Origin of the sequence: Sphingomonas segetis, assembly GCF_009720245.1 — a bacterium.
In the GTDB taxonomy this organism is placed as follows: domain Bacteria; phylum Pseudomonadota; class Alphaproteobacteria; order Sphingomonadales; family Sphingomonadaceae; genus Sphingomicrobium; species Sphingomicrobium segetis.
Genome location: NZ_WJSQ01000069.1, coordinates 1 through 13,441 on the forward strand (window position 1 = coordinate 1; position 13,441 = coordinate 13,441).

At 66.0% G+C, this 13,441-nt stretch carries 12 protein-coding genes and 1 pseudogene; 2 read left to right on the forward strand and 11 right to left on the reverse strand.

The window, feature by feature from the left end:
* The coding region (locus GH737_RS15260; RefSeq protein ID WP_196233056.1) for a diacylglycerol kinase at window positions 1-658 on the forward strand (658 nt) is incomplete at its 5' end.
* Between the two features lie 81 nt (window positions 659-739).
* Window positions 740-1,618 carry a hypothetical protein gene (locus tag GH737_RS08260; protein WP_155264364.1) on the forward strand — a complete coding sequence of 293 codons (879 nt, stop codon included), beginning with the start codon at window positions 740-742 and terminating at the stop codon, window positions 1,616-1,618.
* Here GH737_RS08260 and GH737_RS08265 read toward each other — a convergent pair.
* From GH737_RS08265 to GH737_RS15265, 11 genes and pseudogenes are all read right to left on the reverse strand, one after another.
* Window positions 1,575-3,584, reverse strand: coding sequence for an ATP-binding protein (locus tag GH737_RS08265; protein WP_155264365.1), 2,010 nt, complete (start codon window positions 3,582-3,584; stop codon window positions 1,575-1,577). The two genes, GH737_RS08260 and GH737_RS08265, sit on opposite strands and share 44 nt — an antisense overlap.
* A gap of 58 nt (window positions 3,585-3,642) precedes the next feature.
* Window positions 3,643-4,845 (reverse strand): serine palmitoyltransferase, encoded by a 1,203-nt coding sequence (gene spt, locus GH737_RS08270; RefSeq protein ID WP_155264366.1) that lies wholly within the window; start codon window positions 4,843-4,845, stop codon window positions 3,643-3,645.
* Between the two features lie 97 nt (window positions 4,846-4,942).
* Window positions 4,943-5,185, reverse strand: a complete 243-nt coding sequence (locus GH737_RS08275; RefSeq protein WP_155264367.1) for an acyl carrier protein — start codon at window positions 5,183-5,185, stop codon at window positions 4,943-4,945.
* A 93-nt stretch (window positions 5,186-5,278) separates the two neighbouring features.
* Window positions 5,279-5,668: a cytochrome o ubiquinol oxidase subunit IV gene (cyoD, locus tag GH737_RS08280; protein ID WP_155264368.1), complete on the reverse strand. Its 390-nt coding sequence runs from the start codon at window positions 5,666-5,668 to the stop codon at window positions 5,279-5,281.
* Window positions 5,665-6,303 (reverse strand): cytochrome o ubiquinol oxidase subunit III, encoded by a 639-nt coding sequence (cyoC, locus tag GH737_RS08285; RefSeq protein ID WP_155264369.1) that lies wholly within the window; start codon window positions 6,301-6,303, stop codon window positions 5,665-5,667. The genes cyoD and cyoC overlap by 4 nt, the downstream gene beginning before the upstream one ends.
* The gene (cyoB, locus tag GH737_RS08290) at window positions 6,300-8,306 is read right to left on the reverse strand and encodes a cytochrome o ubiquinol oxidase subunit I (RefSeq protein ID WP_155264370.1); all 2,007 of its coding nucleotides are present in this window, start codon (window positions 8,304-8,306) and stop codon (window positions 6,300-6,302) included. The genes cyoC and cyoB overlap by 4 nt, the downstream gene beginning before the upstream one ends.
* Window positions 8,296-9,234, reverse strand: a complete 939-nt coding sequence (cyoA, locus tag GH737_RS08295) for a ubiquinol oxidase subunit II (protein ID WP_155264371.1) — start codon at window positions 9,232-9,234, stop codon at window positions 8,296-8,298. The genes cyoB and cyoA overlap by 11 nt, the downstream gene beginning before the upstream one ends.
* A gap of 89 nt (window positions 9,235-9,323) precedes the next feature.
* Window positions 9,324-10,922 (reverse strand): TIR domain-containing protein, encoded by a 1,599-nt coding sequence (locus tag GH737_RS08300; RefSeq protein ID WP_155264372.1) that lies wholly within the window; start codon window positions 10,920-10,922, stop codon window positions 9,324-9,326.
* A 74-nt stretch (window positions 10,923-10,996) separates the two neighbouring features.
* Entirely contained in the window at window positions 10,997-12,097 is a 1,101-nt protein-coding gene (locus tag GH737_RS08305) for an NADH:flavin oxidoreductase/NADH oxidase (RefSeq protein WP_155264373.1), read from the reverse strand.
* An 11-nt stretch (window positions 12,098-12,108) separates the two neighbouring features.
* Window positions 12,109-13,107, reverse strand: coding sequence for an LLM class flavin-dependent oxidoreductase (locus tag GH737_RS08310; RefSeq protein WP_155264374.1), 999 nt, complete (start codon window positions 13,105-13,107; stop codon window positions 12,109-12,111).
* 46 nt (window positions 13,108-13,153) lie between these two features.
* A pseudogene (locus GH737_RS15265) lies at window positions 13,154-13,441 on the reverse strand (NAD(P)-dependent oxidoreductase); the annotation flags it as partial.

The following is a 13,441-nucleotide window of genomic DNA, read 5'->3' on the forward strand; positions in this document are numbered from 1 at the left end:
CGGCGGCGCGATCCAGACGCTCGAGCGGCTGATCGAGCTCGCCCGCGCCGACGAGCTGTCGCAATATGTGGTGCCGCGCGAGCTGATCGCGCTGCGCCGCCGCGGCGCCGAGGACCGGCCGGTGATCGGCATGTTCCTGGGCGGCGCCGGGCTCGCCGAGACGATGCTCTACTGCCGCGACAAAATCTATCCGCTGGGGCTGCCCAACAGCATCAGCCACGCCCTCACCTTTGTCGCTTATGTCGCGCAGCTGCTGCTCAAGCTGAAGGCCAGCTTCCTGCCGTCGCTGTCGACCACGACCGATCTGGTGATGCCGCGGCGCGACCGCATCTCGGGACGCTTCGCCTTCCTCGCCGTGACCACGCTCAACAAGATGCTGCTGTCGAATACCATTGGCGGCGAAGGCCGCGGCCCGCTCAAGGTGCTGGCGATCGAGGAGCGCGCGGGTTCGGTCCTTCGCGTGCTCGCGGCGGGGCTGACCGGGGGGTACAAGGGCAGGAAGATGCGCGGCGTCCATTTCGAGGAAGTCGACGAAGTGACGATCGAGGGCGAGAGCTCGCACCTGATCCTCGACGGCGAGACCTTCCGCACCGAGCGCGGCAACCCGATCAACCTTCAGCCGGCGCACCCGCTGTCGTTCGTCAAGCTGGCGGCGTAGCGCTCGAGCGCAACGAAGCTTCAAGACAATGATTTCACACGAAGGATTTGCGCGCTTTGCGCGCGTGATAGAACCGATACCGTGAGCGAACTTCGCAAGCTGGTAGCCGAGGAATTGAGCGGCCCCGTCGACCCGCGGGTGCGGGCGGTGGCGGCGGCGATCGCGGCGAGGCACGAGGCGGCGAGCCGGGCGGTGCTGTTCTACGGCTCCTGCCTCCGCCAGAAGCAGCTCGATGGGCTGATGCTCGATTTCTACCTGATCGTGTCCGACTACCGCGCCGCTTATGCGAAGCGCTGGCTGGCTGGAGCGAACCGGCTGATCCCGCCCAACGTCTTCCATTTCGAGCATGACGGGTTGGTCTCCAAATATGCGGTGCTAAGCGAGGCCGACTTCGCCCACGAGTGCGGTCCGGAGGCATGGACCGTGTCGACCGCGGCGCGGTTCGCACAGCCTTCGCGGCTGGTTTGGAGCGCAAACGAGGCAGCAGCGGCACGGGCGATCGAAACCGTCAGCCGCGCGGCGCCCACCCTGCTCGGCTGGACCCTGCCGCTGGTCGACCGGCGCGACGTACCGGCGTTGTGGAAGCGCGCTTTCGCACAGACCTTCGCGGCCGAGCTGCGGGCGGAGCGGGCGGGCCGGTCAGCGGCGATCGTCGAGGCCGACCCGGAACGGTACGAGCGCTTCGGGGCGGCGGTGCTGGAGGCGACGGCCGGGCCTTCGCGCCGGCGGGTGCAGGCACTGCGCTGGTGGAAGCGCAAGCAGCGGCGCGGGAAGCTCTACTCGGTCGCGCGCCTCGCCAAGGCGAGCCTGACCTTCGCCGGCGGCGCCGATTATATCGCGTGGAAGATCAACCGGCATGCAGGCACGGACATCCGGCTCAAGCCGTGGCAGCAGCGGCATCCGCTGCTCGCGGCGATCAGCCTTTTGCCGCGGCTGCTGAAGTCCGGGGCGGTTCGCTAGCGGTTCGCGCGAGCGCGGAGGCGACGGCGCTGGCGAGGGCGCCGACGGTGAAGGGCTTGCGCAAAAGCTCGTTGCGACGAAGGTCGTCGCTCTCGCCCTCGCCGACATAGCCGGTGACGAACAGCACCGCGAAGTCGCGCGGGCTCGTCTCCTTGAGGTGGCGGATCAGCTCGGGGCCGGTCATCTCGGGCATGATCACGTCGCTGATGACGAGGTCGAACTCCTGTGCACGGAACCGCTCGATCGCTTCGGCGCCGCTGCCGCAGGCGACGGGCGCGTAATCGAGGTCTTCGAGCGCGTCGACGGTCGCGGTCCGCACCCGGGGGTCATCCTCGACTAGCAAGATGCGCGCGCCGGCGACATGAACGTCGGCATCTTCGCGGCGCTGCGCGGCCGGGTGCATGCGGACTTCCGCAGCTTGCTCGGTACGCGGCAGATAGATGGACACGGTGGTCCCCCGGCCGACCTGGCTTTCGATCCCGACCTCGCCGCCCGACTGGTGAGCGAAGCCGAAAATCTGGCTGAGGCCGAGGCCGGTGCCCTTGCCCACCGGCTTGGTGGTGAAGAAGGGCTCGAAGGCGCGGTCGAGCACCTCCGGCGACATGCCGCAGCCGGTATCGGTGACGCTGACCTTCACATAGTCGCCGGGACGGATGTCGCCGACCTCGTTCGCGGCGAGATGCACGTTCTCCGTCGAGATGCGCATCAGCCCCTCGCCTTCCATCGCGTCGCGCGCGTTGACGGCGAGATTGACGATCGCATTCTCGAGCTGGTGCGGGTCGACGTAGATCGCCCAGGCGTCGGGCTCGAGGTCGACCTCGATGCGAATGCGCTCGCCGAGCGTGCGGTCGAGGAGGTCGGACATGCCGCCGATCAGCCCGGTCGAATCGACCCGCTCGGGCAGCAGCGGCTCCGACCTCGCGAAGGACAGCAGGCGGCGCGTGAGGGCGGCGGCGCGGGTCGCGCCTTCCATCGCATTGTTGAGGTGGATCATGATCTCGCGGCGGGGGCCGTTGAGGCGCCGGAGCGCAAGGTCGATGCCGCCGACGACCACCGCGAGCATGTTGTTGAAATCGTGCGCAATGCCGCCGGTGAGCTGGCCGACCGCCTCCATTTTCTGCACCTGGCGCAGCTGCGCCTCGGCGGCCTCGCGCTCTTGCGCCTCGGCCCTGAGCGCCTGGTTGGCCTCCCACAGCTCCTGCGTTCGGTCGCGGACCGCGAGCTCGAGCGCCTCGGCGCGCTCCGATTCGGATTCCGCGTGCTTGCGGGCGAGCCGGTTCTGGCGCAGCGACTGGAAGGCGATCACGCCGAGGACGATCGCGCCGAGGCCGACGAGAATGCCGAACCAGCTGAGATAATTGGTGAACTGGTCCGCCTGGTTGGAGAAGAACTCGCTCTGCTGGATGCGGTTGCGCATCGAAGAGCGCTCGGCGCGGATGATCTCGTCCAGCTTGTTATCGAGCCGGTGTCCGATGCTGGGGTTTTCCCTGGTCTCGATCGCGGCGGCGTAAAAATAGCGGATTCCGGCATCGCCCTGCTTTGCCGCGGCGGCACGAGCCGCCAGCGCCAGCTGCTCTCCGCGCATCCTGTAGAGCTGTTGAGCCTCAGCGACGCGGCGCAATTGCTCGGGGCTGCCGCGGAGGAGATCGCCGAGCTGGTTGATCTGGTATCCCGCCAGCTGCCAGTTACTGACGTAAATGTTGCCGCTCGTGTCCTTGTCCTCGTCGAGCACGAAGCGCGCCAGCGCGGCTTCGGCCTGGGCGAGGCTCGCGCTGGCGTTTCGGACGACGAGCGCGACCTCATAGGAGTGGCGCTCCGCATCGAGCGCCTTTTCGCGCGCGTCGTTCGCGAATTTCACGAGGACGACCATGGCGACGAGGATCAAGGCCGCGGCGAGGCCCGCGGCCGCAGCGCCCCCTCTTCGCCAGTCGAAGCGGACCTCGTCCTCTTCCCCGTCCCCTATCATGCGGCCAATCTAGTCGCGTTAACCATTGGGGGAAAGTGAAAGGTTCCTGCCCAAATCCTCAGCTTATACAGCCGGTTGCACGTCCTGCCGCAGCGAACATGCCGAGGATGTCCCCGACCTGGCTTTCGCTGTGGAGCGCGCACAGCGAGCAGCGCAGCAATGTCATCCCCGCCGGCGTCGCCGGCGGCCTGGCGAGGTTCACGTAGAGGCCCTCGTCGAGCAGCGCCTCCCACATCGCCGCGCCCGTCTCGAGATCCGGCATGATGACCGCGATAATCGCCGATTGCGGATCGTCGGTGCCGAGCGTGAAGCCGAGCTGGCGCAAGCCGGCGTGGAGGCGCTTCGAATTCTCCCACAAATGCTCGCGCTTGGCGGCGCTGTCCATCAGCTTGCGGATCGAGGTCGCGGCGGTGGCGACGACGGAGGGCGGCAGCGAGGCGGTGAAGACATAGGGGCGGCAGACCAGCCGCAGGATCTCGAACTTCGGGTGATTCGAGACGCAGAAGCCGCCGACGGTGCCGACCGACTTGGAGAAGGTGCCGACGATGAAGTCGACGTCGTCGATCACTCCCTGCGCCTCGGAGACTCCGCGGCCGTGATCGCCGATGAAGCCCATCGAATGGGCCTCGTCGACCAGCACCATCGCGCCGGCCGCCTTCGAGACCGCGACCATCTCCTTGAGCGGGGCGACGTCGCCGAGCATCGAATAGACGCCTTCGAGGACGACGAGCTTGCCGGTTTCGGCCGGGAGCCGCCTCAGCCGCTTGTCCAGCGCTTCGACATCGTTGTGGCGAAACGGCACGATCTGCGCATTGCCGAGCGCGCACCCGTCGTAGATCGAGGCGTGGCTGTCGATGTCGAGGACGATGTAATCGTCCTTGCCGGCGATCGTCGAGATCACGCCGAGGTTCGCCTGGTAGCCGGTCGAAAAGACCATCGCGTGATCCATCGCATAGAAGTCCATCAGCGCCTGCTCGACCGCCTTGTGGCCGGCATAGGTGCCGTTGAGGACGCGGCTTCCGGTGGTGCCCGAGCCAAAGTCCTCGAGCGCCTTCTTGCCCGCGGCGATGACGTCCGGATCGAACGTCATCCCCATGTAATTGTAAGTGCCGAGGAGGATCGTGCGCTTGCCGTTGCAGATTGCGACGGTTGGGCTTTCGACCTCCTCCATCACGAGGTTGAAGGGGTCGGTGAGGCCGCTCTCGAGGAGGGTCTCGCGCTGCTCGATCAGCGGGTCGAACTTGGAAAACAGGTCGGTCATCCCACCCGCTCGTCATTCTGGCGGAACCGGGAACCGAGTTGTTCTCCGTTGAGCTGGGTTTCCGCTTTCGCGGGGATGACGAGATGGGGATTGTCCATCACGCCTTGAGCCGCACCAGCGCGTCGACGAGCTGGCCCACGGTCTCGATCTCGGCCTGCATGTTCATGGTGATGATGACGTCGAACTCGTCTTCGACGGTGGCGACAAAGTCGAGGACGGTGAGACTGTCCCATTCGAGGTCCTGCGCGAAGCGCGTCGCCTCGGTGATCGCGGCGTCCTTCTTGTTGAACGGCTCGATGAGCTGGACGGTCGTGGCGTAAATCTGCTGGCGGTCGGGCATGGCGGGCTCGCGTTAGTGGTCAGCCGCCGCCTTCGCAACGCAATCCGGCGCGATTAGGGCGCTTTGCGGCGGCCGTGAGGGCGCGGACGGCGATCAGCCGCGCTGAGTGTGCAGATTCATCATTTCCGGCGTCGGGCCCATGTTCGCATTCATGTGAGACATGATCCAGATCGTGCCGATCATCACCAGGAACACGATCAGCACGCCGAAGGCGAGCGCAAGTATGTTGTTGGTATTGTCGGGTCCGCTGGTGATGTGGAGGAAGAAGACGAGGTGGACGCCCATCTGGGCGATCGCGAGCACTACCAGGCCGGTGGCGACTCCGGGCCCCCACAGCACCGAGGTCGAAGCGACCCAGAACGACACCGCCGTAAGCAGGAGGGCGAGCCCGAGGCCGATGACGTAGCTCAGGGATTCGCTCAGCAGGCTGTCGTGCGGCTCGCCGGGAGCGACGCTCATTTGTTCGGCTTCGGGTTCGGTCATGGCAAGGTCCCGATCAGATAGACGATGGTGAAGATGGCCACCCAGATGATGTCGAGCGCGTGCCAGAAGACGCTGAGGCAAAGCAGGCGCCGCATGATGTGTGGCTGGAAACCCTTGGCCCAGACCTGGGCCATCATGGTGCCGATCCACAGGAGCCCCGCCGTTACGTGCGCTCCGTGGCAACCGACCAACGTAAAGAAGGAGGATAGAAAGGCGCTTCGCTGCGGGCCCGCGCCCTCGCCGATCATGATCGCGAATTCGTACAGCTCGATGGACAGGAAGACGGCGCCGAGCAGCCCGGTCACGAGAAGCCATGCCTGGGCCCAGACCATGTTGGAACGCCGGGCCGCGATGATCGCGAGGCCGCAGGTAAAGCTCGACACCAGCAGCGCGATCGTTTCGATCGCCACCAGGTTGCGGTCGAACAGCTGGTTCGTCGTCGGGCCGCCGTCGGTCGCGAGGACCAGCGTCGCATAGGTCGCGAACAGCGCCGAGAAGAGCACCATGTCCGAAAGAACGAACAGCCAGAAGCCGTAAGGGACGACGATGCTCTTCGATTCCGGGCCGCGGTGGCCGAGGCCGGTGTCTTCGGAGCCGCCGTGGGTGAGCCCGATGGTCGCAGCTTCGTTCGTCATGTCGACTGGCTCAGTTCGTGGAGATGTTCCATGCGGATGCGCCGCCGCTCGCGGGCGTTCTTCCTCACCTCGCCGACGGGGATGAGATGCTCATGCTCGTCGCGCCACGCGTACCAGACCAGGACGGCGAACGCGCCGATCAGACCGAGGATCGCGAGCCACCAGATGTGCCAGATAACGGCAAAGCCGCACAATGAGGTGAAGAAGGCGCATATCACCCCGGTCGGAGTATCGACCGGCATTTCGATCGGCTGGTAGTCGGGCTCCTCGATCAGCGCGACCTGCTTGATCGCGGTCTGCTTGCGCGTCCAATAGGCTTCCTCGCCATGGACGTCGGGGAGCACCGCGAAATTGTAATGCGGCGGCGGCGACAGGGTCAGCCATTCGAGCGTCCGGCCGTCCCACGGGTCGCCGGTCACATCGCGCCGCTGGTCGCGGGTCCTGATCGAGTAAAGCAGCTGCACGACGGTCAGCACGATGCCGACGCCGATAATGACGGCGCCGAGCAGCGCGACGTGCAGCCACGGCGCCCAGCTTGGATCGGAAATATGCTGCAAGCGCCGCGTGCCGCCCCAGAAGCCGAGCACGTAGAGCGGCATGAAGGCGAGATGGAAGCCGATGAACCAGCACCAGAAGACGGCCTTGCCCAGCCGTTCGTCGAGCGTGAAGCCGAATGCCTTGGGAAACCAGTAGGTGTAGCCGGCCATAATCGCGAAGACGACGCCGCCGATGATCACCTGGTGGAAATGGGCGATCAGGAAGAGGGTGTTGTGGACAACGAAATCGACCGGCGGGATCGCGAGCAGGACACCGGTCAGCCCGCCGATGACGAACGTGAGCATGAATCCGATCAGATAATGCATGGGTACGCTGAAGCGGACCCGGCCGCCGTACATGGTGAACAACCAGTTGAAGATTTTCACTCCAGTCGGGATCGCGATGATCATGCTGGCGATTCCGAAGACGGCGTTGACGTCCGCGCCGGCGCCCATCGTGAAGAAGTGGTGGAGCCACACGCAGAAGGAGATGATGCAGATCGCGAGCGTCGCGAAGACCATCGAGCGGTAGCCGAACAGGGGCTTTCCGGAGAAGGTCGCGGCAACCTCGGAGTAGATGCCGAATGCGGGCAGGATGAGGATGTAGACTTCCGGATGCCCCCAGACCCAGATCAGGTTCATGTAGAGCATCGAATTGCCGCCGCCGTCGTTCGTGAAGAAGTGAAATCCGAGGTAGCGGTCGAGCATCAGCAGGCCCAAGGTGACCGTGAGCACGGGGAAGGCGGCGAGGATCAGCAGGTTGGAAGCCAGCGACGTCCAGCAGAACACAGGCATGCGCATGTAGCTCATCCCCGGCGCGCGGATTTTCAGGATCGTCGTGACGAAATTGACCGCCGTGAGGATCGTCCCAACACCGGATATCTGCAACGCCACGAGGTAGTAATCGACCCCGACGCCGGGCGAGAAACGGAGCTCGCTCAACGGCGGGTAAGCGAGCCAGCCGGTCCGTGCGAACTCGCCGACGAACAGGCTGACGTTGATCAACAGCGCGCCCGACGCGGTCAGCCAGAAGCTGACGTTGTTCATCGTCGGAAAGGCGACGTCGCGAACGCCGAGTTGCAGCGGAACGACGAAATTCATGAAGCCGATGACGAGCGGCATCGCGACGAAGAAGATCATGATCGTGCCGTGGGCCGAAAAGATCTGGTTGTAATGCTCGGGAGGCAGGTAGCCCTGCGATGCCCCGATCGCCATCGACTGCTGAAGCCGCATCATGATCGCGTCGGAAAAGCCGCGGACCAGCATCAGCAGGCCCAGGACGATGTACATGATGCCGATCTTCTTGTGGTCGGTAGACGTGATGTACTGGTGCCAGAGATAGGGCCACCAGCCCTTGCGCCACACCCAGATGGCGAGGGCGGCCAGCGCCAGGATTACGACCAGCGAGGTGAACAGAGGGATCGGGTCATGGAAGGGAATCGCGTCCCAGCTGAGCTTACCGAACATGCCCGGCTCCCTGTTCTGTCGTGGGCCGGTTATGAGGAAGCAGTTGCGTGCCCGGAACGCGGTCCGCGACGATCGCATCGAACAGCCCCGGCGCCACGGCGCCATAAGTGGTCGGCTTCACATAGCTGGTCGGCTTCGAAAGCTCCGCATAGGCGCGTCCGTCGAGCGCCTGTCCGCTGCCGCGCGCGCTCTGGACCCACAATGCAAATTGCTGCGGCGGCAGCACGTGAGCCTTGAACTGCATTCCCGGGAAGCCGTCGCCGCTGAAATGGCCCGAGAGCCCGTCATAGATGCCCGGCCGGTCGGCCTGCAGGTTGAGCCGGGTGGTCATCCGCGGCATGGTGTAGATCATCGTCCCCATCTGCGGGACCCAGAAGACGTTCCACACGGTCGCCGACGTCAGGCGATAGTTGACCGGCGTCCCCGCCGGGACGACCAGCCGATTCACGGTCGCGATCCCCTGCTCCGGGTAGATGAACAGCCATTTCCAGTCGAGCGACACGACGTCGACCGTCAGCGGGGGCTTGTCGGACTTCAGCGGCTTGCTCGGTTCGAGATCGTGGCTTCCGATCCACGCGATTCCGGCGAGCAGCATGACGGTGAGGATCGGAACCCCCCAGACGACCAGCTCGATCGCGCCGGAATATTCCCAGTCGGGGCGATACGTAGCCTTCGCATTGCCGCGACGGAACCACCAGGCGACGGCGACCGTGGCGATCATCGTCGGGATGATGATCGCGAGCATGATCGCGGTCGAATTGATCAGGATCTGCTTTTCGGCGGCGGCAACGGGACCGACCGGGTCGAAGATCCCTCGATTGCAAGCGCACAGCGGCAGAACGAGCGCGGAGAGGACGCCGAACCGCATTGCCGCGTCCACGCGGAAATGGGTGCGCAGGCCGTCGCAATGGCGCCAAAGTGAGTCCAACGGCCCCCGTCGCTTTCTGAACGAATGTTCAAAGCGTCGAAACGCGGCAGAGTTCCATCGACCGGTCGCCACGCGTGGAAATTGACCCGTCAGAGGCCAGGGATGCGCCGGTAATCGGGCGGATGGCCGGACTCGCGCCAGTAGCGGTGAAAGCCGAGGTCGTTCACCAGCCGTTCGAAGCGCGCATCGGCGCGCATCGGCTTCGTTACCGGCTCGAACAGCCAGCGGGTGCGCCGCTGCTCCGGCGAGAAGCTGCTCTTTGCGCGGTAATCGGGGATGACGAATGGCCGCCCGAAATAATAAGCATTGGCGAGATCGAAAGCCTCATCGAGTTGTCCAAGCGCGCTCGCGACCCTGATCGAGTCTTCGGCTTGATTGGATGAAGTTGCCGCGCCCCGCATCCGATCGGCCATGATCGCCCGGGCCTCGGCTTGATCGCGACTCTGGGTGGCTCGAGCGAGCCGCAAATAGTCCTTCACTTCGTCATCGGTCACGCCGGTCGGCCTCCCCTGCGCGTCGTCGCCGATGGCGGCGACTTCATCGCTCTGGCCGCCAAAGGCCGCGATTTCCAGGCGTGAGAACCAGATCGTGCCTTGGGTGGGGTAAAGCGAGGCCGCATCGCTCAGTGCATGGTCCAACTCCGGCAACCGTCCGGCGCACCACAAAGCGCTGATGAAGTTGGTATATTCGGCGGGTGTGAGTGGCTTGCGCTTCACGCGCTGGTAGAACGGCACAGCCTCGCTCGCGCGTCCGGCAAAGATCAGCGCGACGGCCATCATGATCAGAATCTCGTCGTTGTCCGGATCGAGCGAGAGCGCGCGGACAAGGCGCTGCTCACGCTCCCCCCAATGGCCGACGAAGGGCAGCGCGACCGACAGCGCCACCTCGCCCATCGCGCTATGCGGATCGAGCTCGAGCGCGCGGCGTCCCGCGGATTGCGCCCTGGCCTGAAGCGCGAGACTCTCCTGACGCTCGCGGAAGTGGGAAACGACGCCGTACATGTAGCCGAGCCAGCCCCAGCCGTCGGCATAGCCCGGCGCGACCTGCGTGACGCGCTGGTACAAAGCGATCGCCTGATATTGGCCCTCGCGTGTGTTCTGGTTGGCCAGCTGCTTTGCCTGAAGCAGCAACGGTTGGACTTCCGGCGGCACTTCGTTCCGCTTCGACTCGCGGTAGAGGAAGGCACCGCCGCCAGCCGCGGCGAGCGCCGTCGCTGCGCCTGCCCCGATCAGCAGCCGCCGCCGTGTGAGGTTGCCTGGATCTTCGCTTCCTTCGAACTGGCGCCGGGGCAGATCGGCGCCGGCGGCGATCGCGGCAACCGCGTCGTCGAGCTCCGCGAACGCGAAATCGTCGATGGCCTTGCGCGGCACGCGCAGATCGATCGCGTGATACTGCCGGAAACCGAGCGGCGGCTGGCAATTGTCGATCCGCACCGGAACCAGGCGGCCGGAATCGCGCCCCGCTCCCGCTTCGTCCCTCACCCACGCCGATTTGATCGACCGCTTCGACCAGAGAACCACGACTGCTTCGGCCGCTTCGAGGGCGCGGTCGATCTCGTCCGCGAACTCGGCCCCACCGCGGATATGGCGGTCCCACCAGACGCTGTGACCGGCACGTTCCAGCGCCGACGCGATCTTCTTCGCGGTGGTCAGGTCCTCGCGAACATAGCTGAGAAAGACCTTCGCCATTCACGCCCCCGCTCCCGAAGCAAAATCAAATCATCTGCGAGGCAATGTTGCAAGGCGCGGCGCGCCCGCGACCGTCACTCGGACTCGAACAACCCTTGGTGCTGCCGGGGCTGGGAGCGGAGATATTGGGGCGGCGCCTTCACGCTGGCCCCCAGCGCGGCGGCGGCGTGCCACGGCCAACGCGGATCGTAGAGGATCCCGCGGGCAAGCGCGACGAGGTCGGCATCGCCGGTGCCGACGATCGCTTCAGCCTGCTCGAACCCGGTGATGAGGCCGACCGCGACGACGGGCATGTCGACCGCTTGCTTCACCGCGCGCGCGAGCGGCACCTGGTATCCCGGGCCGACCGGGATTTGCTGGCGCGGGTCGAGCCCGCCCGACGAGACGTGGATCGCGGAGCAGCCGCGCTGCTCGAGCGCACGCGCAAGCGCGATGGTCTGGTCGATGTCCCAGCCGCCCTCGACCCAGTCGGTCGCGGACACGCGCATCGTCACGGGGCGGTCCGCCGAGAAGACAGCGCGGACGGCGTCGAACACGTCGAGCGGGAAGCGCATGCGGTTCTCCAGGCTGCCACCATATTCATCGGTGCGGCGGTTCGAGAGCGGCGAGAGGAACTGGTGGAGGAGATAGCCGTGGGCGCCGTGGAGCTGGACCGCGGCGAGATCGAGGCGCGCGGCGCGCTTCGCGGAATCGGCGAATGCATCGCGGATGCGGTCGAGGCCGGGGCGGTCGAGCTCCACCGGCGGGTTCTCGCCTTCGAGGAATGGGATCGGCGACGGCGCGACCGTCTGCCATCCGTTGGCCACGTCCGGCGCAATCTGCGCGCCGCCGAACCACGGCTTGTCGGTCGAAGCCTTGCGGCCGGCGTGGCCGAGCTGGATCGCGATCGGCATGTCGGACCATCGGCGGACACTGGCGAGCACGCGCGCCATCGCTTCCTCGTTGGCGTCGGACCACAGGCCGGTGTCGCCGTAGCTGATCCGGCCCTCGGGCGTCACCGCGGTCGCTTCGATCGTCAGCAGCGCCGCGCCGGACAAGGCAAGATGGCCGAGATGGATGACGTGCCAGTCGGTCATGCTGCCGTCCTCGGCCGAATATTGGCACATGGGCGCGATGACGATGCGGTTGGCGAGCTTCAGACCGCCGATCTCGAACGGGGTGAACAAGGCGGACATGGATCTCCTTGTCAGGCGAGTGCGTCGGAGGACTGGCGGACAGTCTCGATGAGGAGCTCGTAGGAGCGGAGGCGCGCCTGATGGTCGTAGATCTGTGCGGTGACGATCACCTCGTCCGGCTTCGCGCGGGCGACGAAATCGTCGAACTGGCGGCGCGCGGTCTCGGGGCTGCCGATCGCCGAGGCGGACAGGACCGAGCGCAGGATCGCGCGCGCTTCCAGCGGCAGGTCGTCGGCATAGCCGGGCCTGGGTGGCGGGAGCTTGGTCGGGTTGCCGGTGCGCAGCGCGACGAACGCCTGCTGGACCGAGGTCGCGAGCAGCTCCGCCTGCTCGTCGGTGTCGGCGACGATCGCGTTGAATCCGAGCATCACATAAGGCTTGTCGAGCTGGTCCGACGGTTCGAAGCGGCGGCGGTAGAGGTCGATCGCCTCCATCATCATCTGCGGCGCGAAATGCGAGGCGAAAGCGTAAGGCAGGCCCAGCATCGCCGCGAGCTGCGCGCCGAACAGGCTCGAGCCGAGGATCCACAGCGGGATATTCAGGCCCTCGCCCGGGACTGCGCGGACGCGGCCGCTTTCGCCTTTGAAATAGTTCGCCAGCTCGACGACATCGTTTGGGAACCGGTTGGCATCCGAGGCGAGGTTGCGACGCATCGCCTGAGCGGCGACCTGGTCGGTGCCCGGCGCCCGGCCGAGGCCGAGGTCGACCCGGCCGGGGAACAGGCTTTCGAGCGTTCCGAACTGCTCCGCGATGATCAGCGGCGCGTGGTTGGGCAGCATGATCCCGCCGGCGCCGATGCGGATCGTCGAGGTCTGCGACCCGACGTAAGCGAGCGCCACCGCGGTCGCCGCGCTGGCGATGCCCGGCATCGAATGATGCTCGGCCATCCAGAAGCGCCTGTAACCAAGCCGCTCCACATGGCGCGCAAGCTCGGCCGAGTTGCGCAGCGACTGCCCCGCGTCGCTCCCCTCGATAATCGGCGACAGGTCGAGGACCGAGAGCGGAAACATCGAGCCGAGGTGGGGCCGCGCGAGACCATTTCAATGCACTCGACTGCTAAACCCAGCCCTGGGCGCGATACCAGTCCGCGGTTTCCCTTAGTCCCTGGGGGGTCGGGATCGCGGGCCGCCACAGCTCGGGTGGGGCGGCGCGCTTGAGTTCTACCACCCAGTTGCGGTGGGAGAAATAAGCGGCGCGGTCGACGGTGAGCCTGGCCTTGTCGCGGCGCAAGAGCTGGTCGGCGCGCGCGGCGAGGCGGAGCAGGATGCCGGGCGACGAGACGATTGCGGGCCTGGTGCCCACCGCCGCCCCAAGCGCGCGGGCGAACTCGCGGTGGGTCCAGCC

What these genes read in the sequence shown, in the direction of transcription:
- GH737_RS08265 (WP_155264365.1), bottom strand. Translation starts at nt 3,584, where the DNA reads ATGATAGGGGACGGGGAAGAGGACGAGGTCCGCTTCGACTGGCGAAGA.
- spt (WP_155264366.1), bottom strand. Translation starts at nt 4,845, where the DNA reads ATGACCGACCTGTTTTCCAAGTTCGACCCGCTGATCGAGCAGCGCGAG.
- GH737_RS08275 (WP_155264367.1), bottom strand. Translation starts at nt 5,185, where the DNA reads ATGCCCGACCGCCAGCAGATTTACGCCACGACCGTCCAGCTCATCGAG.
- cyoD (WP_155264368.1), bottom strand. Translation starts at nt 5,668, where the DNA reads ATGACCGAACCCGAAGCCGAACAAATGAGCGTCGCTCCCGGCGAGCCG.
- cyoC (WP_155264369.1), bottom strand. Translation starts at nt 6,303, where the DNA reads ATGACGAACGAAGCTGCGACCATCGGGCTCACCCACGGCGGCTCCGAA.
- cyoB (WP_155264370.1), bottom strand. Translation starts at nt 8,306, where the DNA reads ATGTTCGGTAAGCTCAGCTGGGACGCGATTCCCTTCCATGACCCGATC.
- GH737_RS08300 (WP_155264372.1), bottom strand. Translation starts at nt 10,922, where the DNA reads ATGGCGAAGGTCTTTCTCAGCTATGTTCGCGAGGACCTGACCACCGCG.
- GH737_RS08305 (WP_155264373.1), bottom strand. Translation starts at nt 12,097, where the DNA reads ATGTCCGCCTTGTTCACCCCGTTCGAGATCGGCGGTCTGAAGCTCGCC.
- GH737_RS08310 (WP_155264374.1), bottom strand. Translation starts at nt 13,107, where the DNA reads ATGTTTCCGCTCTCGGTCCTCGACCTGTCGCCGATTATCGAGGGGAGC.